Below are 20380 nucleotides of genomic sequence, written 5' to 3'. Positions count from 1 at the left end.
AAAATATTTTGATTTTTGCGGACGAATTTTGAACTCACCGTACATATATAATATAGGGGGCTTAATTAAAAATGTCAATACTCACACAGTCAGGAAGAGCAGCAATAGCAGCCAGCATCAAAAAGCAATCTATCCATCTTGCTTGGGGAACAGGTGATTCAAGTTGGGAAAGTAGCCACAAAGTAGAAAAAACTTTCGTTAAGGGTGAAATAAAATTTGATCATCAACCTATTTTTGATCGTCAACCTATTAAAGATGTGAAGGTTTTTACAGGGCAAACAACTTATCAGCCAAGTATTGACTATACAGTTAATGGCAGTACTGGTGTAATAAAACTTACGGAAAATAGCTCTATTCCAGTAAGTGATAAAGTTACTGTAGAGTATAGTGAAAGCACACCACCAGAGCTGATAACTTCTGAAAAGCTGCTCAATGAACTTGGCAGACGTACTGCAGACGAAGTGCTATTCTGCACAGGTGATGAAAACGGTGAACTTATAACTCCATCTGGAAGGTTTAGGCCCTCAAATGTACCAACTAATAATCTCTATCTCAAATTTACTTTCGATTTCACAAACGCAGCAAATCAAGTTATACGGGAATTAGGGGTTATGGTTGGTACTAAAGTAAAAGAAGAATTACCTATAGGACAGAGGTATTTTGAACCACAAGATATAGAAGACCCAGGGATCTTATTAGTTTTAGAACACACTGTACCACTTATCAGAACATCTGCAACTCGGGAAACTTTTTCATTTGTTGTAACCTTTTAGAATAAAATGACTTTAAACGCCTATTATAACCGCTTTAATCCTGACAAAGAGTACGAAAAAAGTTTGTTCCTTGCAGGAAGAGGTCTACAGTCTGCAGAATTAAATGAGACTCAGGAGTATGCTCTTTCTAAGCTTAAAGGCATAGGTGATGCAATATTTCGTGATGGTGATGTTATAACGGGAAGCAATTGTATTATAGATGCAAAAACTGGTAAAGCTACACTTGAGGGAGGAAAAATCTATCTGCGCGGTGCAGTTAGAAAAGTTGAAAAAGAAGAATTTGTTATTCCACTGAGTACCACAGTTCGCATAGGTGTTTATTATGTAGAATCTACGATTACAGAACTTGAGGATGAAAACCTTCGTGATCCTGCTATTGGTACAAGAAACTATCAGGAAGTAGGAGCTGCAAGGCTTAAAGTTTCCACCATTTGGGGTTATCAAGCAGAAGGTCTTTCTCCACGTTTTTCTGAAGGAGAGTTTTATCCAATCTATAACATTGAAAATGGAGTATTAATAGAACATTCACCACCTCCACAAGCAAACATAGTAACTACTGCGCTTGCTCGTTATGACAAAGAAGCAAATGGTTCCTACGTCGTAAATGGTCTTGAAGTAATGTTCCTGCAAAAGGAAGAGGGAGAAGGAGGAAAAAAAATATTTGTGATTAATGAGGGCAAAGCTCATGTTGATGGCTATGAGATTGAACTTCCTCACAGTATTCGTGTTTCTTTTGATGAAGATCCGGATATAAAATCAGTTGAATCAGAACCACATACTTTTCAGCCAAATAGCCAAAGAGTAATGGAACTGAAGGTGAATGATTTTCCAATAAGTGAAATTAAAAAAGTAGATATAACTGTTCAGAAAACCATTACTGTTACTCATGGTTCATACTCTGGAGCTATTGATCCGATACCTGACTCTGCAGTACTTGAGATTATTCAAGTTAAACAAGGCAATGTTATTTATGAAAATAGTATAGATTACAAATTAAACGCAGGAAACGTTGATTGGTCATTACCAGGTAAAGAACCAGCTCCTGGAAGTAGTTATCAAATAACCTACCGCTGTCGTACTCATGTAAGCCCTGAAGATATAAGTGAACAGGGATGCAAAGTAAAAGGAGCAGTTGATAACAGCTTGGTTCTGATTGATTACACCTGGAAAATGCCCCGCTATGATTTAATTACTATCGATAGCAAAGGAGTGGTAAGAAGAATAAAAGGAATTTCTCACCCTTGGCGACCATCAATGCCTAGAGCGCCTAGTGGACAACTTTTGCTCTGCTACATTCATCAGACGTGGAAAAAAGGCGAAGGGGTAAAAATAGTGAATAATGCTATTCATGCTGTACCGATGAATGAGCTTGAAGCAATGAAAAAAGGAATAAATGATCTTTATGCGCTGGTTGCAGAGGAACGTCTACGCAATGATGCAAATTCAAGAGAACCTACCACCAAAAAAGGAGTATTTGTTGATTCATTCTTTGATGATGATATGCGCGATCAAGGAATTTTGCAGTCTGCAGCAATAGTAAATAAGGAACTAATTTTACCAATAGATGTAACGATTGCTGATATTGATGGAGGAGAAAAAACTTATTTGTTGCCATATGAACTTGAACCGGTACTGGAGCAGCTTTTACAGACTAAAGGAGAAAAGATCAATCCATATCAAGCTTTTGATCCAGTCCCGGCACAAATTACTCTAAATAAAAATATAGATCACTGGACGGAGGTTACCACGAATTGGAAAAGTCCAGTAACCAGAGTGTTTAATGTTAAAGAAACAACAGAGCTGCTGTCAAGTACCTCATACGAAACTGAATTTATGCGAGAAGCAACTCAAAATTTTGAGATTGAAGGTTTTGCAACTGGTGAAAAGCTTAAGGAAGTAAAATTTGATGGCATAAGCATTCAACCTCAAGCATAGAAAATATTTGAAAGAAAAACATGATCGCAACATTTATTGCTGATAACAGAGGAAAAATAAAAGGAAGATTTACTGTACCAAGAAACATTCCTGCTGGGACTAAGTTAGTGCAGTTCTTCGGTGATAAAGGAAGTTATGGAGAAGCAACGTATACTGGTAAAAAAACAATTACCATAGAGGAAAGAAGAAGAGTGATCGCAGCAAGACGAGTTGATCCTTTAGCCCAAACATTTACGCTAAATGAGAGCAGACACATAGGAGGCGTGGAGCTATGGTTCGTAAATAGCAGCAAAAAACGTGTTGTTGTGCAGATTAGAGAAACAGCAGTGGGAATGCCCTCGCAGACTGTCATTGCTGAAAGTTATATTGAGCCGAAAGATATAAAAGTAGATGGCACAGCAACACGTATAGAATGGCCACCAGTGTTTTGCCATGCAGGAGAGGAGTATGCAATAGTACTGCTTACTGATGATCAGGGTACTGCAGTCAAAATAGCAGAACTTGGCAAATATGATGCAGTAAATAGCCGTTGGGTAACAAGTCAGCCATATCAAGTAGGAGTATTACTTTCATCTAGCAATGCAAGTACCTGGACTCCACATCAAAATTTAGATTTAACGTTTCGACTACTAGCTGCAAAATTTAGCGAAAATTCTCATGTTATTGATCTTGGCAAAGTTACAGCAACCAATACTTCAGATTTAATTATTTTGACGAACGTCGAAAAAGTAGCATTTGATACCAACGTAGAATTTATCCTAACAGATGAAGAAGGAAAAGAAAACTTTTTGTCTGATAATTTGCCATTAGCGCTGCGTGAAAGAATTAGCAGAGAGTTAACAGTAAAGGCAAATTTAAAAGGGTCAAAAGAAAAAAGTCCAGTGCTATATCCTGGGTTACAGCTAGTTATGGGCAATCTTTCAGAGTCTGGGGATTATGTTACAAGAAGCATTACAGCAGGAGCTAACACTAAGATTACCATAACATATGATGCGCTGATACCTGGCACTGCAGATGTTAAAGCATATGTACAAAAAAACGTGGATTGGCAATTAGTAAATTTAACATCAGGAAAACCAATTGGAGAAAATTTGGTAGAGAGAACTCATGTGCTATCAAATTTTAATGGTAATGATACAAGGATAAAATTGGTTTTAAGTGGAACGGTTGTCTATCGTCCAAAAGTCAAAAATCTACGAATCATTATCACTTAGCAGAATGTCAGATGATAAAACAAGTAGAGGATACTCTTTGCCTCATCCAGAAAACATTGCTGTGCAAGATGTTGTTCGTATCCGTACCACAATTAAGAAAATAGATGAAGATATTACCGAAAGAGAAGATGAGCATAATCAACTTAAGAGTAATTTTGAGCGGTTTAATTTTGAGACTTTTTTAAATTTTTGGAAATGAAAGAAGCAATATACCAAAGGATAAAGGATTTAGCAGCAAATAGCACACCTGATCAACTGGCATATCTTGCAAAATCGCTGGAATTGATAGCAGATAAAAAAGCTATTTCTGATATTGCGCAAATGACTAAAGTAAAAGAAATAATTGATGCACTACAAAAGAGGCTTAAGGATTTAGCAGAAAACAGTACACCAGATCAATTAGCATATCTTGCTAAAGCATTGGAATCAATAATCGACAAAAGTGCAGTTTCTGAAATTGTACAGATGACAGATGGTAAGCTAAAAGAACTTCTTGATAGTGCAAAAAAACACTTAACTGATCTGGATACTAAAAAAGCTAGTTCTTTAGCAGTGATCTCTGAATCAGAGAAGCAGTTATTAAAGAGAATTGATGAAAAAGGAACAACAAATTTATCGCTACTTGATACGAGAAAGAATGCCAATATTGCAGCAATAAATAGCATTAGTAACAGTCATAAAGATGGTCTTAAAGGTTTAGTGAATAACTTCCGTACTGTTAATGATGTGCCAAGTGGCTCATCAATTATTAGGGAAATAGAAACTCGAATTGAAAACATCCTGAATGAGGTAAAAACTCGGGATGAACAGTTAAAAGCGTCTCTTATAAATGAAATAAGAAAGCGCAACATGGTTGAACCAGGGTCATTACCTTTCTTATTTGGTGTACTTGGCAGAAAAAATAATTATTTTGGCCACGGAACTTTTACGACAGAGCTTGGAAAGTGGAGTAGTGATATAACAAAAACTGACTATATGTTACAACTACTAGCAGGTAGCCATACGTACAATACAGATTACGTTAGTTTTTATCGGCCAAGACAACTAAGTTTTATAGAGGGAAGTAAAGGAACATTTATTTACGGAGAGTTATGCACAAAAAGTTTTTCGGGTAGTTATGATGAGATATACTATTACCCGTATGCTGCACTTGGAGTAGTATTTGTAAAAAATACAACCAATGTGAACATAAATAAGACAATGGAATTTGTTGGATCATCGTATTCGAGTACGGAGTATGGGGGAGCAGGATTATTTGTGGGAACTCCTGATAACACTAATTCTAATAAATCAAGTATTTCAAAAATAGTATGGAAAAATGTTTACCAATACACGAGTTCTGATAGCAAGTTAGCCGGATCTGGTAATGTGGAGATTCCAGCAGGAAAAACAGTTGCAATATTACTTTACACATCATCTTATCTGTATTCCAGAACACAAGTTAGTCAAGGTATGCTTGCATCAAATTATGTACACAACTATGGTCAATTTATTCAGTGGGGGATTTATAACATACGTAGCAATTTTCTCACCACAGGGCTTGAGGTAGATGTGGAAAGGACGCTCAGGGGTTGGCAATGTCCAGGATTATCTAACACGTATGAGATTTGGAGGTAACAAACAATGTCTATCTACATTAGATTTGAAAATGATAAACAAGTAGAAACAACAACACTTGAAAGCAAGCCAACTGAAAATGATTGGTATGAAGCACCAGAAGATTTTGATTGGCAAAAAAGCTATTGTTTAACAGAAGGAGGAAAAATTGCTCAGCGTACTAAAGAAGATATACAAAAGGAGTTACTGGATAATGCGAAGCTTTGTGCATTTGATAGTATGCGTTTCTATTATGATAATCATACTCACCAATATGCAGGTCATTCTCACCAAAAAGCTAAATCTTATGAGATTCAAGCGGAAGCCGCAAAAAGCATTCTAGCAGCACCAGAATCTATAGATGAAAAGGATAAAGAAATTATAGAACCTTTAGCAAAAGTCCGTGGTATTACGGTTATTGAAATGGCAAGAATAATTGAGGAAAAAGTGAAAAAAGCAGTAAAAGCAATAATTAAATGTGAAGAGCTTGAAGATTTAGCCAAAAGAAAGATTGAAGAAGCCAAAAGTGAAAATGAGCTACAGACTTTGCTCGATGATTTCAGGAAAAAAATACAAAGAAATGGCTGAAGAATTTTTACATGGCGTAAATGTTATTGAGGTAACCTCAGGAGCAAAGACAGTACGTACAGCTAAATCATCAGTGATAGGTGTAATTGGTACTGCACCTGAAGCAGATGAGCAAAAATTTCCGCTAAATAAACCAGTGTTAGTTGCAGGAAGCTTAAAGGAAGCAGCAAAGCTCGGAAAGAGTGGCAGTTTACCTTCTGCAATAAATGGAATATTTTCCCAGATTGGTGCAACAGTAGTAGTTATTCGAGTTAAAGAAAGTGAAAACAGCGATCCAAAGCTCAAAGAAAGTGAAACTATTCAAAGTATAATCGGTGGAGTTGATAAAGAGACTGGAGAATATCAAGGGATAGAGGCATTCCTCAGTAGTGAAAGTATAGTTCATGTTGCTCCAAGAATATTAATTGCACCTCAGTTTACTCATCAGTTACCTGAAATAGATGGAGTAAATCCAGTAGTGAGTGCTTTAATTTCCATAGCAGAAAAATTAAGAGCAATTATTGTTGCAGATGGACCAAATACTAATGATGAAGAAGCAATAAAATGGAGAAAAAGTGTAGGTAGCTCAAGAATTTATATTGTTGATCCATGGGTTAAGGTATTTATTGAAGGAAAAGAAGAAATTTTACCGTCTAGCCCATTTGTAGCAGGTTTAATAGCGAAAGTAGATAGCGAGCAAGGCTTCTGGCACTCACCTTCAAATAAAGAAATAAACGGTATTGTTGGCACAAGCAGGCCTATTGATTTTACGCTCGGTAATACAAATTGTAGAGCAAACCACTTAAATGAAAATGAAGTAACAACGATAATTCATCAAAATGGCTATAGGCTTTGGGGCAATAGAACATGTTCAAATGACTCGAAATGGGCTTTTTTATCAGTGAGAAGGACTGCAGATTTAATCAATGATAGTTTACTTCGAGCTCATCTCTGGGCAGTTGATCGAAATATTACCAAAACTTATATAGATGATGTGATTGAGGGGGTGAATTCTTATTTGGCCAATTTAAAAGCGCAAGGAGCTATTATCAGTGGAAAATGTTATGCAACACCAGAACTCAATACACCAGCAAACATTGCAAGCGGGAAAGTGTATTTTGACTTCGAGTTTACACCACCATATCCAGCAGAACAGATTACTTTTAGGTCACACCTGGTGAGTGGTGCAATATTGTAAAAGGGGAGAAAGAGGAAAAAAATGTTACCGAAGATTTTAAAGAATTTTAACGTATTCGTAGATGGTCGTGGTTATGCAGGAAAAATAGATGAAATAACTTTGCCAAAGCTTACCATAAAAACAGAGCAGTTGTGTTAAAAGTCAATAGAAAAATGAAAAATACTGAAAATAATTTTCACTTATTTTAAAGGTATAAAAAGATGTTGCCAAAGATCTTAAAGAATTTTAACGTATTCGTTGATGGTCGTGGATATGCTGGTCGTATCGATGAAATTACTCTACCAAAGCTCACCATCAAAACTGAAGAATATCGTGCAGGAGGAATGGATATTCCAATAAGTATTGATATGGGAATGGAGAAACTTGAAGCAGACTTTACTTTTGCTGAGTATGATACAGAACTCTTCAGACTTTTTGGTTTGATAGATGGAAATTCAGTAGCTTTGACGCTCCGTGGTGGAATGCAAGGTAGTGGTAGCAATGATATTGAAGCAGTGGTTATAAATCTCAGGGGAATATTCAGAGAATTTGATTTTGGTAGCTGGAAGCCTGCTGAGAAAGCAACTCTCAAATGTACGGTAGCTGCTCATTATTATAAGCTCACCATATCTGGTCAGGAACTTATTGAAATTGATGCAGAAAATATGATCCGTAAAATTAATGGTGTTGATCAGATGGCCTTACTGCAGACAGTTTTAGGTATTTAAGTTGTAATTCTTGTCTTAAATTCTTTTAATAAGTGTGGACGTGGATAAGTGCTTTCAGTCTGTGTAAGCGCACTTATCCACGTCCACGCTTATCTGCCAATTAAGCGGATTTAGGGCTGTATTCCTTAGTAAAAACCCTGCCATCTCTTACTAAAGAGTTAGCGAGTAAAAGTAACTTTCTCATAGCAGCAGTGGAAGCAACTTTATATGGCTTTTTATATTGATCGTACAACCTATCAAAAAAAGTTTTTATGTAAGAATTCCCTTCCCGCGCACTAAGAATGCACATATGTAAAACTTTTCTGACCTGTGATCTACCACCCTGTATACACCTTTTTCCTTTACTAAAACCACTGTCTCGGTTAAATGGTGCTGTTCCGGAAAGGCTAGATATTTCTTTATGTCTGATAGTCCCTAGTTCTGGTAGATAACAAATCATAGTGATAGCTAAGATTTGACCTGCACCTGGCATACTAGTTATTGATATGTATTTTTTTTTAAGCTCTTGACTTTGATCAACCAATTCTATCATTTCATCTTCTAAGGATTGGATTTGATTTTGCAAAACAACGAGTAGCTCTTCCATTTGTTTGATTATGGATATATCAGTTACCTGATGAGCTTGGGTTTTTTGTATTTTTGCTATTTCTACTAGTTGATTTCTGCGAGATAATTTTTGCCTCAAACAGTCAACATTACTATTACTAACTTTTAAAGGAGTAACGCGCATATCTGTATTACTAATATAACGTGAGATGATGCTACAGTCTATTTTATCAGTTTTAGTAGCAATGCCAAGGCTTTTGGCATAATCTCTAACCCATCTAGGTTGAATGACATATACTTCGAAACTATTGCTTAGTAAAGTATAAGCACATAATTTTTCGTACCCACCAGTTGCTTCAAGTCCAACTTTGGTTACGTCATGTAACCGCAAAAAGTCGAGTATTTGATCAATAGCTTGAATGTTATTTTCAAATACTTTGTGATGTCCAAGTGGATGAATGTGGATATCTAGTTTGTTTTTGCTAACATCAATGCCAGCAATAATATTTGATGAATTCATAATTCCTCCATAGAATAATATATAATACTGCATTTTCCACCCTTATATACGAGCCTCAACGCTCAATCAGTTGTTCGGAACTTTCAGTATAATAAACCAAAGAAGAGAACCTTGCTCTGTTACGGTCCTTATGACCAAGGAATACCACGGTTCCTCTTCTCTGCATGTTCTTAGTATTACCACTTTGTAATATTTATGAACTTGTTTTTAACATATAAGGAGTACCGTGCTGGTGGTATGGATATTCCAATAAATATTGATATGGGCATGGAAAAGTTAGAAGCAGACTTTACTTTTTCTGAATACGATACAGAACTCTTTAGGCTATTTGGTCTAATAAATGGGAATTCAGTTTCTTTGACACTCAGAGGTGGAATGCAAGGTAATGATATTGAAGGAGTAATTATCAACCTTAGGGGCATATTCAAAGAATTTGATTTTGGTAGCTGGAAACCTGCTGAAAAAGCCACTCTAAAATGCACTGTAGCTGCTCATTATTATAAACTTACGATAGGTGGCAATGAGCTGATAGAGATCGATGCTGAAAATATGATAAGAAAGATAAATGGTGTTGATCAGATGGCCTTGCTACAAACGGTTTTAGGGATTTAATGGAATAGATGGATGCCTTTTCATATAACCACTTTTTTATTGAAAAATTACTGATAATACTGTATAATTATTAATGTTTTTTAAGCATTTGTGCTATGGCTTTATCTAAATTTCTCGACCCTAAAAATGATATAGCATTTCGCCGTATCTTTGGTACAGAAAAGAATAAAGATATCCTCATTCACTTTCTAAATGATATTTTGAGCTTTACTGGCAAAAATGCAATACAGGATATAGAGTTTTTAAGTACTATTCAAGATCCTGATATTGCATCTAAAAAGCAAAGTATTGTTGATGTGCTATGTAGAGATTCTATAGGAGTGCAATGGATAATTGAGATGCAGGTCGCTAAAACCAAAGGCTTTGAAAAACGTGCCCAATACTACGCTGCTAAAGCCTATTCAAGACAAGCGGATAAAGGTGATCAATACCATGACCTTAAGGAAATTATCTTTATTGCTATAGCAGATTGTATACTGTTTCCTGATAAGTCCGAGTACAAATCGAAGCATACTATTCGCGATGAAGATACTAATGAACATGATCTAAAAGATTTTTATTTTGTATTTATTGAATTGCCTAAATTTTCCAAAACTAAAGAAGATCAGCTTTCAAATATAGTTGAAAAGTGGGTCTACTTTTTTAGATATGCAGATGAAACTAGTGAAGAAGAGCTAGAGAGAATAATAGGAAGTGATCTAATAATTAAAAGAGCGTATGAAGAACTAAATAGGTTCAACTGGTCTGAAGAAGAATTTATAGCCTATGAACAAGAGATAAAGCGTATTCGTGATGAACAAGCTGTTCTTGCTCAAAAACTTGATGATGCCAAAAAAGAAGGAAAGATTGAAGGAAAGATTGAAGTTGCAAAAGCGATGTTGACTAATAATGTTGATATTAGCACTATTGTCAAGTGTACAGGTCTTTCTGTCGATGAAGTTCAAGAATTAATTCAAGTTGAGGAAAAATAAACCCTACTATCATCTTTATATTGAGAAATTTAGTATGAAGGATCGTTAATCAAACACAAAAACTATAGTAAAAAAAATTAGTTATGTAAAAGCCGATATAGACTTTTATTTAATTAACTTTTTAAGGAGAAACATGCAAGCTATAACACTTAATAACCCAATTACAGTTGATGGAATTTCTGTTTCAGAGTTATCAATGCGTGAACCTAAAGTAAGAGATTTACTTGCTATAGAACGCATAGAAGGCGAAGCTTTGAAAGAAGTAGCTTTAATTGCTAATCTAGCGTCTGTGCCAAAAGAAGTAGTTGAAGATTTATGTATTAAAGATTATGTAGAAATACAGAAGGTGCTAAAAGATTTTTTGTCGCCGCTGGAACAGAGGAGTTAAGATTCAATATTTTAAAACTTAGCTCAACAACAGGAAGTGGAATTGAGCAAATTATTAATATGAGTATAAAAGAGTTTCTAAAGTGGTTAGAAGTAAGTGAAGGAGTAACAAAAAAATGTCAATGCTTTCAATAAAAATAGGTGCAACGTTAGATGGCAGTTTTAATAATGCAATGACAGGTAGTGCAGCAAAGCTTTCTAAGTTGGGTGATAGTATAAAGCAGCTTGATTCATCAATGAAATCGGTTTCCAAATTTAAGCAACTAAATCATGATGCCCTTGAAGCCATGAAGAATTGGAAGGAAGCGGAGAAGAAAGCAAAAGAATCAGCTGCAGCAATTGCTAAAGAAAAGAAGGAAAAAAAAGAACCAAGCAAAGCACTGAAAAATGAATTTGAAAAATTGAAAGCATCGGCATCAAAGGCAAAAGAGGCTTATATTAAAAAGAGAGATGCACTTCACACATTAAATGAAGAAATAAGAAAAAGTGGAAAGGATATTAAATCTTTAGTGAGGGATCAAACTAAACTTGGTTCATCTATTGAAGTGCTAAAAGGGAAATACAGTAAACTAGGATCTGTAATACAAAAACAGCAAAATGCCTTGGCAAAAAAAGCGCATTATAGATCACAAGTAATGGAGACTATAGGACTAGGGCTTTCACTTGCAGCGCCAATTAAAGTTGCAATTGACTTTGAAAGTGCTATGGCTGATGTTAAAAAAGTAGTGCAATTTGATGAGAATGATGCAATTCATAATGAAAAAGCCGCAGAATTTGGCCAGAAATTAAAGGAATTATCCCGTACAATACCATTATCGGCTGCAGAGTTAGCAAAAATAGCTGCAAGTGGTGGTCAGCTTGGTATCGACAAAGATAAGCTACTTGGATTTACCACAACAGTAGCTAAAATGGCAACAGCGTTTGATATGTCCGCTGAACAAGCTGGTGATTCCATAGCTAAACTTTCTAACGTTTATGGAATTGATGTTAGTAAAATGGAACACGTTGGTAATGTAATCAATCACTTATCAGATAACACTGCTGCCAAAGCAAAAGATATGGTTGAAGCTCTAGCAATAGTTGGTGGTACTGCAAAACAATTTGGTCTTGATATCAAGGAAACAAGTAGTTTAGTAAATGCCTTCGTTAGTTTAGGTAAACAACCAGCAAAAGCAGGAACTGCCATAAATGCTTTACTTTCTAAGCTCCAAACTGCTGAAGGGCAAGAAAAAGAGTTCAAAGTAGCATTGGAATCGATAGGTATCACTGCAGAGGAAATGTCACAAAAGGTTGCTGAAAACGGGCAAAAAGCTCTACTTCATTTTTTTGAAACTTTAGAAAAAGTAGATAGACAGGAACGTTCACAAATCCTTCTCAATCTCTTTGGTCAAGAATATCAAGATGATATTGCATTGATAGTTGGAAGTTTGGAAGAATATAAAAAAGCAATAGGTTTTGTGGCTGACAAAGAAAAGTATAACAAATCTATGCAAAAGGAATTTAATAACCGTGCAAGTACTACAGCAAATAATTTGCAGCTACTTAAAAATACAATAGCAGAGCTAGGAATGAACTTAGGGTCAGTTATGCTACCTCCTTTAAATTGGATAAGTAAGATTTTGAGGTCTATATCTACAGGTATAGCTTGGTTCGCAGAGAAGTGTCCAATTTTGACTACAGGAGTTATGAGCATAATTTCAGCTCTTATTATTGGCAAGATTGCAGTGGTAGGTTTTGGTTATGCATTTGCATTGGCTGGAGGTGGACTATTAACTTTTAATGCTATTTTGCAGGGAACACTTTTGCCAGTATTAACTTCGTTATCAGCACGAGTAATTCCAGCAGTAATCATGGGACTGAAAGCTTTAACGCTAACCAATCCTATAGGAGCTGCTATTGCTGGACTATCAGTTGGTGCAGCACTTGTAATCGCTAATTGGCAAAAGGTAAAGGACTTTTTCTCAAGTATCTGGAAATCAATTACAAAACCTATAGAAAATTGGATTGGTATAGGAAAATTGTTTAATGATAATCCAATAAAAGCATTAGAGAAAACAGTAGAAGCAAAAATAGGCAGTGCAACTAGTGAAAATAGAAATGTTTTTAGTAAAGGAAATCCTTTATTAAATAATAATGCTTTTAGTGGAATTTCGAATAGTAGAACGAATATTGAAAGTGCTAGCGTGATTACAGAAAAAGGTTCTGTAGCAGATAATTCAGAGAAAGTTTTAAAAGACTGTGAAAAGTGTGAACAAAAAATTTTCAATCAAACTTTTACATTTAATATAAGTATTAAAGCAGAACCTAACCAAGATGTACGTAGTCTTGCTGATACAGTAATAAAAAGAATAAGAGAAAAATCGCGAGATGTTTTATTTGATTCAATAGAACCTATTTACTAATGTTTTCACTTGGTCCATATAAAATTTCTCCAACAGGGTTAAGGTGCAGTAAAGAGAATCGTTGGAATACCATAGAGTGTATTCACAAAGCTCCATTGTTGCAAAATATTGGCCAGGGAGTAGAAAATATAGATTTAGAAGGAGTCATTTATCTTAATAACTCTAATGGCTTAAACCAACTAAAAAATTTAAAGGAATCAATAGAAAATCAAGTATCCTATCCTTTAGTGGATAATACGGGTAATGTTTTAGGGCAGTTTGTAATTACACGATTAGAAGAAAAGCAAACGTCGTATTTTCCATGTGGATTAGCAAAAAAGGTTGAATTTAGCTTAAGTTTAAGGCGTTATGTATGACAGTACATTATATAGCACAAGAAAATGAAATGTTGGATTATATATGCTTTAAACACTATGGACATAGCTCTGGAGCAGTAGAAATAGTATTGGAAGAAAATCCTGGACTTGCAGATTATGGAAGTTTTTTGCCTGCAGGATTAAAAATCAAGTTACCTACAATACAAGAGCAGTTGAAAAAATCGAAGTTAAAAGTGTGGGAATAAATGAAACCTGAATTTAGCATCGAAGGAATAAAAGATCATGTAATATCGGTGCATCTTACTGATGAATCTGGTACTATAGATGATATCGCAGAGGTATGTGTTGATTATGGCAATGAAAATGTAGAAGTTCCAAATGAATTGAACATAGCACTAGGTTATAAGGAAACGGGAATCTTTCCAATGGGTGTATATACAGTCAATGAAGTTACGATACAAGGCCCACCTAAGACCCTACTAATAAAAGCTCATGCAACAAATTTAAGAATATCTTTGAAGGCAAAAGTATCAAAAGAATGGCACCAAATTACCATAGAAAACTTAGTAAAAGAAATAGCTCAAAAACATGGATATGGATACAAAGTCGCTGAGGAATTTAAGGATATATTGATACCCCACATCAACCAAATAGATGAAAGTGATATCAGCTTGTTAACTAAAATAGCAATAGAAAACGAAGCAATGGCAAAATTAGCTGGTGGGTATATATTATTTATTTCAAAAAACATGGCAAAATCAGCCACAGGAAAAGCTTTAGGAACAACGAATATTAGACCTCAAGACACAATTAATTGGAAAGTGCATTTTACCGTACGTGATAAGTATAATTCAGTAGTGGCAAAGTGGCATAGCTATGAAAAGGGCGAAACTATTAAAGAAACAGTTGGTAGCGGTGAGCCAAGTTATATTATGCTGGAACTTTACTCAAATGCAGAGTCAGCACTAAGTGCAGCAAATGCCAAGTTGAAACAATTGAAGCGTAACAATGAAACTTTAGATATAACTATGCCTGGTAATCCAGAGTTATTTGCAGAAGCTAAACTTAATCTTATAGGTTTTAATCAAGCAGTAGATGGTGAATGGATAGTTAATAGAGCGGAGCATACTTTAAATAGCTCAGGTTACCTTACTATGTTGTCAGCATCTTTGAGTAAGTAATGTTAATAAAAAATGAGTAAATGATCTATTTAATGTTAAAAAGATGTTGAATATGGATAAATTGGATCAAGATACAAAAAATAAGCTACATTTTTGGTGGCTTATAGCAGTAATAGTATGTATTATTGCTACCTATTCCTACATGAAGGCAAAAGCTGCAGGTAATTATAAAACGATATTACGCATTGCTTCTCAAAATTGTAACTTAGATGTAGTAAAGTTTTCAGTAGAAAATTTATTAAGTGTTAATACACGAGTTCCTAGATTAACAGCGCTACATTGTGCAGCAGAAGGAAACTGTCTAGAATTAGTAAAATTTCTAGTGAATGAAGGAGTTGATATAAATGATACAGGTAGATATAAAGGATGGACAGTATTACATTCTGCCTCATACGGAGGCAATTCAGAGATAGTTAAGTTCTTATTAGCAAGAGGTGCTAATCCTAATACTAGAGATACAGATGGAAAAAACCCTCGAGATGTAGCTGTAATAGAATCAAGGCACAACAAAGATAAACCTTACAGGGAAATCATAAAGCTACTTGCTAAAGCAGAGGATCAATACGAATCAACAAAAAGTAATCACTAAAGCTGTAAGTTTTCTATAATCTATATATAAATTTCCAAAACTATCCATAACAAATTAATCTTTTCACATGAAAAAGCAAAAAATCCCAATTACGGTAATTATTACCATATTAATCCAAACCGTAGCATTGATATGGTGGTTATCCAAGCTAGACTCAAGGGTACAATTTCACGATAAACTTATTGAATATGGTTTAATGGAAAAAGTGTTAGTACTTGAGGAAAGGGTAAAAAATCTTTCTGAAGAATTAGATGAGTTTAAATTGCAGGTTTTAAGCGGAAAAATTAAATCTTAACATCTTTACCTAAATTCACAATTGATTAAATACATTTTATCCGTTGACGGCGGAGGCATAAGGGGCATCATACCAGCCATTATTCTAGCAGAAATAGAGCAAAGGACAAGAAAACCGATAGCTGAAATCTTTGATCTTATGGCAGGTACTTCAACCGGTGGGATTGTTGTAGCAGGATTATGTAAAAAAGATGAACAGGGAAATCCCCAATATTCAGCCAATGATTTAGTTGAGCTTTACCAAGAATACGGGTCATATATTTTTAAATCTTCATTCTTTAGGCGATCAATATTATCTTGGTTTAACTGTGCACAATATCCACATAAAAATATTGAATCTGTACTGGATAAATATTTTGGTGATGATACCCTACAAAACACTTTAAGTAATGTAATGATTACAAGTTATGATATTCACAATAATTGTCGTGTGTCCAGAAAAGGCGAGTATGTTCAGTGGGAGGTAGACCCACCAGGATAAGAGTCGGAGTCCTGTAGCTAGGGTAGCAATATGGAGGGAAACCAAGATATTGAAGCCTACCGACAACGTTATCGTAAGGATAATGGCGAATTATCAGGTTGTAGCGAAAGCGAACACATAGGTGGCCTCGAAAGTGTGTAAAACTAAAGGCTGAGCTCACGGCAGTTGGGTGAAAGCAACATAGATAGCTGAAATACGAATGATACAGCATATCTACTTTAGCGGGGTGGTAGTGATGACATGATAATAAGGGAATACGAGGCAACTGGAGAAGCCCTCCTCATCCCAAGGAGAAATACCTTGGAGTGGTAGGTTCTATAACTGGAAACAGGAAATGAACTGAAGATGAAAGGGTGGCGGATGGGTGTGTAGTAGTGACGAAGTGAGGTAACGCTCATGGAGCAAAGGCACCCTACTAGTAGGAATCTTTTAACAAAAGGGAGGTAAAGGTAAAAATGATAAAAATGCCAATTAAATTACAAGACCTGAGAAGGAAGATATATACCAAAGCGAAGGCAAAACCGGAATGGCGATTCTGGGGAATCTATGTTCACGTATGTAAGATGGAGACGCTAGAAGAAGCATATAAGCTGACAAAGAAGAGTAATGGGGCACCAGGAATTGATAAGGTGACGTTCGAATCGATAGAAGCAGAAGGCTTAGAGAAGCATCTTCAACAAATCAGACGTGAACTAATAACCAAGACCTATAACCCAAATAGGAACCGGAGAAAGGAAATACCAAAAGCTGGAGGAAAACTCAGAGCGTTGAACATACCCTGCATTCGGGATAGAATAGTGCAAAGCGCACTAAAGCTAATAATTGAACCAATATTCGAATCTGACTTTCAGGACGGATCATATGGATATAGACCTAAGAGAAAAGCGCATGAAGCAATAAGCAGGGTAGCGAAAGCAGCAATCAAAGGCAATACAAAAGTTATTGACGTAGACCTAAAGTCCTACTTTGATAATGTGCGACATCATATTCTTATGGAAAAGATTTCCAAAAGGGTAAACGATAAAGAAATCATGCACTTGATTAAGCTAATCCTCAAAGTAGGAGGGAAACGAGGAATAGCACAAGGATCACCACTTTCACCACTACTAAGCAATATATACCTCAATGAGGTGGATAAAATGCTAGAGAAGGCAAAAGAGGTGACTAAAGAAGGAAAATATCAACATATAGAATACGCTAGATGGGCAGACGATCTAATGATACTGATAGATGGACACCAGAAATGGGAATGGCTTGAAAAATCAGTGCACAAAAGGTTACAAGAAGAATTAGCAAAAATAGAAGTAGAAGTAAACGAAGAAAAGACAAAAGTGATTAATCTTAAAGAAAAAGGGACATTCAGCTTCCTAGGATTTGATTTTCAACAGAACATCACAAAACAAGGAAAGTGGAATGTGAGGATAACACCCAAGATGAAAGCACGAACAAACCTACTTCAAAAATTGAAGGAAGTATTCCGCTGTTATAAATCGCAACCAATAGGAAAAGTGATTCATATCATTAATCCGATATTGAGAGGGTGGACAAACTACTTTAGGATTGGAAACACAAATCGAAGCTTTAGTTACGTCAAACATTGGGTAGAGAAGAAAATAAGACGCAATCTAATGAGAGCCAGAAAAGCAAAGAAAGGATTTGGCTGGAAGAGATGGAGTAGTGAATGGATATATAAAACTCTAGATCTTTATTCAGACTATAGAATAAGGTATTACATTCAGAAAGCCTTACCAGCACAATATGTTATAAATTTTGGTAAAGAAACTACTAGGAAAGCGTAGTGCGGGAAAATCGCATGCTGCGTTTGATGAGGCGGGAGCTGGAAACGTGAATATGGGAATTTTGGATTGAGGCCCAACATGAAAATAATGGATCAGCCACCAAACCCTAAAGAGGCGCGCCAGTTCTCGACCCTACCATTCTTCTTCAAAAACTGGAAAGAAGGTAATATTAAGCTGAAAGATGCACTCAGAGCTACAACAGCTGCACCTACTTATTTCATACCAAAACATTTAAAAGTTGATCAGATAGACAGAGTATTAGTGGATGGCGGGGTATTTGCAAATAATCCAGCGGCTTGTGCATATGCAAGTGGTAAGAGGTTATTTCCAAATGATGATATTCTACTGTTATCGATAGGTACTGGCAGAACAGATAGAAGCATAGCTAATTCAAGGAGATTTGGAAAGATAGGTTGGATAAAACCACTACTACATGTGATGTTTGCTTCAAGTTTAGATGCAGTTAACTACCAACTTGATCAAGTGATAGCTGATAAATATATACGTATACAATCACAATTGAAAATAGCATCACCTGACATGGATAATATTACATCAAAAAATATCAAATCTCTTCAGCAAGAGGCAAAGGCAATGATAGAGGATAATCAGGAACTGATGGATAAATTCTGTAATATCGTATCTTGATTTAGGTACAAATGCCAAGCAAGATAAAGAAATTATATAAAAAAACGAAAAAGAGTTTTAAGAATATAGTTTCATTCAAAAAACACACTAAGGGTCAAGAAGCTAAGCCGAAATTGCCATATAATGTAGAACAATCCCTAAATATGGTCTCATGGCAGAATAAGGTTAAAGTCTCTAAAGTAGAAAACATCAAAAAAAGTAATAAATGGGCAAAAGAAAAAATAAAGAGTTTAAAAATTAAGCCTGCAGAGAAGAATTCAAAAAGGGGAAACATATTCAAAAATGGCTTCACAAAACTGAAAGAAAAATTAAACCCAATAAAGGCTAAGAAAAACAAGATAATAGGAAGCAAGAAGTTAGCGTTTTTACTTACATCTGGCACTATTATAGCAATTTTGCCGATGTTCAATTTAGCTCCTCTTCCAGCATTAGCCATAACTTCCGCATGTGTTTTCAGTATTAATTTCATCGCAGTCAAAACATTAAAGAAGTTTATTAAACAACGCAAATTAGCGGGAAAATCCAAAACTTTAGATGAATCTGGAAAGTTAGAAAATGCTTCAGTTGAGCCAGCAAACAATAAGCAAGCTTTCAGAGATGGCAAATAGATGTATTAAGTATGTAACTATTTTCATTTATATCATAACACATTATATAAACTACCGTAGTTTTAATCCTGTTGGGAGCATAAGTTGCGCAATTTCCTCTGCAGTCAAGCCAGTTATTTGAGAAATATCATCAATAGAAACGCCTAGTATAAGTAGATTATTCGCAACCTTGATTGACTCTACTTTATCAATCTTTTCTTTGTAAATTTGCCTTCTTTGGGATAAAAATTCTACCCATATATCCAGTTCATCTCGTGATTCTTGATTGTTAATTCTTTTAGACTCTCTCGACCAACTTAATAGCTCTTTTTCTCCTTCACCATCAGTACTTTCAGAACAGTCTTCTTCCGTTGATTTAAGCATTAGATCTTCAGCATTTGCTGATAATATTTCTGCTGCTTTACATGCCACTTCACTTAAAAGGGTACTCTTTCCTTGTTCATAATAATGTATCTGCGGACCTCCTACACCAAGCTCTTTTCCTAATTTCTCTTGAGTATATTCTTGTATTATCCTCCACTTTTTCATCCCTTGTCTTTTGTTTGAACGCTTAGAACCCTTTTCCTCTTTATTATCATATTCATCAGTTGATAAGCCTGTTGCTCGGTAGATAATATCAGTAGCAAATCCTGCTTTTAGCATATTCTTTGCCATTCTTATTCTTGCTGTTTTTACATCACTTTCCTCTTCAGCTCGAATAAATTTAGTTAATGCATAAATTGCTTTGCATCCCCCTGTTTTTGTGTATTTTTCTATGAAATTGGACATCCACTGAGTCTTATCACAACAACGATTTTCTCTGAGTACTTTTTGTCTAGGAAGTAGATCGCTCAAACTAACTGATAATGCGTCTGCTATTGTTTGTAACTCTTCATCTGGAATGCCACATATCCCTAGTTCATATCTTCGCAGCGTATGATAGTTTATACCTGTTTTGTCTGCTAAGTCTTTTATGGTATATTTTCTTTTTAACCTCCAGCTTCTTACTTTTTGCGCTATTTTGTATCTTATAGAGATATTTGCCATGCCGCAACG

20 protein-coding genes and 4 pseudogenes are annotated in these 20380 nt (G+C 35.5%); 22 read left to right on the top strand and 2 right to left on the bottom strand.

Annotation, left to right across the window (positions count from 1 at the left end; genetic code table 11):
• Positions 1 to 71 precede the first annotated feature (71 nt).
• From ABWU58_RS05270 to ABWU58_RS05230, 9 genes and pseudogenes are all read left to right on the top strand, one after another.
• On the top strand, positions 72 to 773 hold the full coding sequence (locus ABWU58_RS05270; RefSeq protein WP_265023359.1) for a hypothetical protein: 702 nt from the start codon (positions 72 to 74) through the stop codon (positions 771 to 773).
• Positions 774 to 779: 6 nt separating this feature from the next.
• On the top strand, positions 780 to 2708 hold the full coding sequence (locus ABWU58_RS05265) for a DUF4815 domain-containing protein (RefSeq protein WP_264339108.1): 1929 nt from the start codon (positions 780 to 782) through the stop codon (positions 2706 to 2708).
• A 20-nt stretch (positions 2709 to 2728) separates the two neighbouring features.
• Entirely contained in the window at positions 2729 to 3922 is a 1194-nt protein-coding gene (locus tag ABWU58_RS05260) for a hypothetical protein (RefSeq protein WP_353282790.1), read from the top strand.
• Between the two features lie 4 nt (positions 3923 to 3926).
• Positions 3927 to 4121, top strand: coding sequence for a hypothetical protein (locus tag ABWU58_RS05255; protein WP_015589010.1), 195 nt, complete (start codon positions 3927 to 3929; stop codon positions 4119 to 4121).
• Positions 4118 to 5539: a hypothetical protein gene (locus ABWU58_RS05250; protein ID WP_353282789.1), complete on the top strand. Its 1422-nt coding sequence runs from the start codon at positions 4118 to 4120 to the stop codon at positions 5537 to 5539. Before ABWU58_RS05255 ends, ABWU58_RS05250 begins: the two co-directional genes overlap by 4 nt.
• 6 nt (positions 5540 to 5545) lie before the next feature.
• A complete protein-coding gene (locus ABWU58_RS05245) occupies positions 5546 to 6106 on the top strand; it encodes a hypothetical protein (protein ID WP_155968663.1) in 561 nt (186 codons plus the stop codon).
• On the top strand, positions 6099 to 7283 hold the full coding sequence (locus tag ABWU58_RS05240) for a phage tail sheath subtilisin-like domain-containing protein (RefSeq protein ID WP_353283727.1): 1185 nt from the start codon (positions 6099 to 6101) through the stop codon (positions 7281 to 7283). The genes ABWU58_RS05245 and ABWU58_RS05240 overlap by 8 nt, the downstream gene beginning before the upstream one ends.
• A gap of 21 nt (positions 7284 to 7304) precedes the next feature.
• Positions 7305 to 7400, top strand: a pseudogene (locus tag ABWU58_RS05235) (phage major tail tube protein); the annotation flags it as partial.
• 83 nt (positions 7401 to 7483) lie between these two features.
• Positions 7484 to 7990: a phage major tail tube protein gene (locus tag ABWU58_RS05230; protein ID WP_353282788.1), complete on the top strand. Its 507-nt coding sequence runs from the start codon at positions 7484 to 7486 to the stop codon at positions 7988 to 7990.
• Between the two features lie 100 nt (positions 7991 to 8090).
• On the opposite strand, the gene ABWU58_RS05225 is transcribed toward ABWU58_RS05230, so the two are convergent.
• On the bottom strand, positions 8091 to 9056 hold the full coding sequence (locus ABWU58_RS05225) for an IS110 family transposase (RefSeq protein ID WP_353282787.1): 966 nt from the start codon (positions 9054 to 9056) through the stop codon (positions 8091 to 8093).
• 216 nt (positions 9057 to 9272) lie between these two features.
• On the opposite strand from ABWU58_RS05225, the pseudogene ABWU58_RS05220 reads away from it, so the two are divergent.
• The 13 genes and pseudogenes from ABWU58_RS05220 to ABWU58_RS05160 form a co-directional block, all read left to right on the top strand.
• Positions 9273 to 9668, top strand: a pseudogene (locus ABWU58_RS05220) (phage major tail tube protein); the annotation flags it as partial.
• Between the two features lie 95 nt (positions 9669 to 9763).
• Complete coding sequence (locus ABWU58_RS05215) at positions 9764 to 10639, top strand: Rpn family recombination-promoting nuclease/putative transposase (protein ID WP_353282786.1); 876 nt, start codon at positions 9764 to 9766, stop codon at positions 10637 to 10639.
• 133 nt (positions 10640 to 10772) lie between these two features.
• Positions 10773 to 11027, top strand: a complete 255-nt coding sequence (locus ABWU58_RS05210; RefSeq protein WP_353282785.1) for a phage tail assembly protein — start codon at positions 10773 to 10775, stop codon at positions 11025 to 11027.
• A gap of 115 nt (positions 11028 to 11142) precedes the next feature.
• The gene (locus ABWU58_RS05205) at positions 11143 to 13428 is read left to right on the top strand and encodes a phage tail tape measure protein (protein ID WP_353282784.1); all 2286 of its coding nucleotides are present in this window, start codon (positions 11143 to 11145) and stop codon (positions 13426 to 13428) included.
• Positions 13428 to 13784: a phage tail protein gene (locus ABWU58_RS05200; RefSeq protein WP_236514916.1), complete on the top strand. Its 357-nt coding sequence runs from the start codon at positions 13428 to 13430 to the stop codon at positions 13782 to 13784. Before ABWU58_RS05205 ends, ABWU58_RS05200 begins: the two co-directional genes overlap by 1 nt.
• Positions 13781 to 13990: a tail protein X gene (locus tag ABWU58_RS05195; protein WP_264685702.1), complete on the top strand. Its 210-nt coding sequence runs from the start codon at positions 13781 to 13783 to the stop codon at positions 13988 to 13990. The genes ABWU58_RS05200 and ABWU58_RS05195 overlap by 4 nt, the downstream gene beginning before the upstream one ends.
• Positions 13991 to 14926, top strand: coding sequence for a contractile injection system protein, VgrG/Pvc8 family (locus tag ABWU58_RS05190; RefSeq protein WP_353282783.1), 936 nt, complete (start codon positions 13991 to 13993; stop codon positions 14924 to 14926).
• Between the two features lie 52 nt (positions 14927 to 14978).
• Positions 14979 to 15515, top strand: a complete 537-nt coding sequence (locus tag ABWU58_RS05185; RefSeq protein WP_338977072.1) for an ankyrin repeat domain-containing protein — start codon at positions 14979 to 14981, stop codon at positions 15513 to 15515.
• Positions 15516 to 15582: 67 nt separating this feature from the next.
• A complete protein-coding gene (locus tag ABWU58_RS05180; RefSeq protein ID WP_172758512.1) occupies positions 15583 to 15810 on the top strand; it encodes a hypothetical protein in 228 nt (75 codons plus the stop codon).
• Positions 15811 to 15831: 21 nt separating this feature from the next.
• A pseudogene (locus ABWU58_RS05175) lies at positions 15832 to 16236 on the top strand (patatin-like phospholipase family protein); the annotation flags it as partial.
• Positions 16237 to 16745: 509 nt separating this feature from the next.
• Positions 16746 to 18089 (top strand): group II intron reverse transcriptase/maturase, encoded by a 1344-nt coding sequence (gene ltrA / locus ABWU58_RS05170; protein ID WP_253308914.1) that lies wholly within the window; start codon positions 16746 to 16748, stop codon positions 18087 to 18089.
• Between the two features lie 138 nt (positions 18090 to 18227).
• Positions 18228 to 18737: pseudogene (locus ABWU58_RS05165) on the top strand (patatin-like phospholipase family protein); the annotation flags it as partial.
• Between the two features lie 11 nt (positions 18738 to 18748).
• Positions 18749 to 19345, top strand: a complete 597-nt coding sequence (locus ABWU58_RS05160; protein WP_338977067.1) for a hypothetical protein — start codon at positions 18749 to 18751, stop codon at positions 19343 to 19345.
• Positions 19346 to 19396: 51 nt separating this feature from the next.
• On the opposite strand, the gene ABWU58_RS05155 is transcribed toward ABWU58_RS05160, so the two are convergent.
• Positions 19397 to 20371, bottom strand: coding sequence for a helix-turn-helix domain-containing protein (locus ABWU58_RS05155; RefSeq protein ID WP_353282782.1), 975 nt, complete (start codon positions 20369 to 20371; stop codon positions 19397 to 19399).
• Between the last annotated feature and the right edge of the window lie 9 nt (positions 20372 to 20380).

Source organism: Wolbachia endosymbiont (group A) of Pogonocherus hispidulus (genome assembly GCF_964028195.1).
Taxonomy (GTDB): Bacteria; Pseudomonadota; Alphaproteobacteria; order Rickettsiales; family Anaplasmataceae; genus Wolbachia.
The sequence above is the reverse complement of the archived record's forward strand: the minus strand, read 5'-3'. Positions and strand labels throughout refer to the sequence as shown.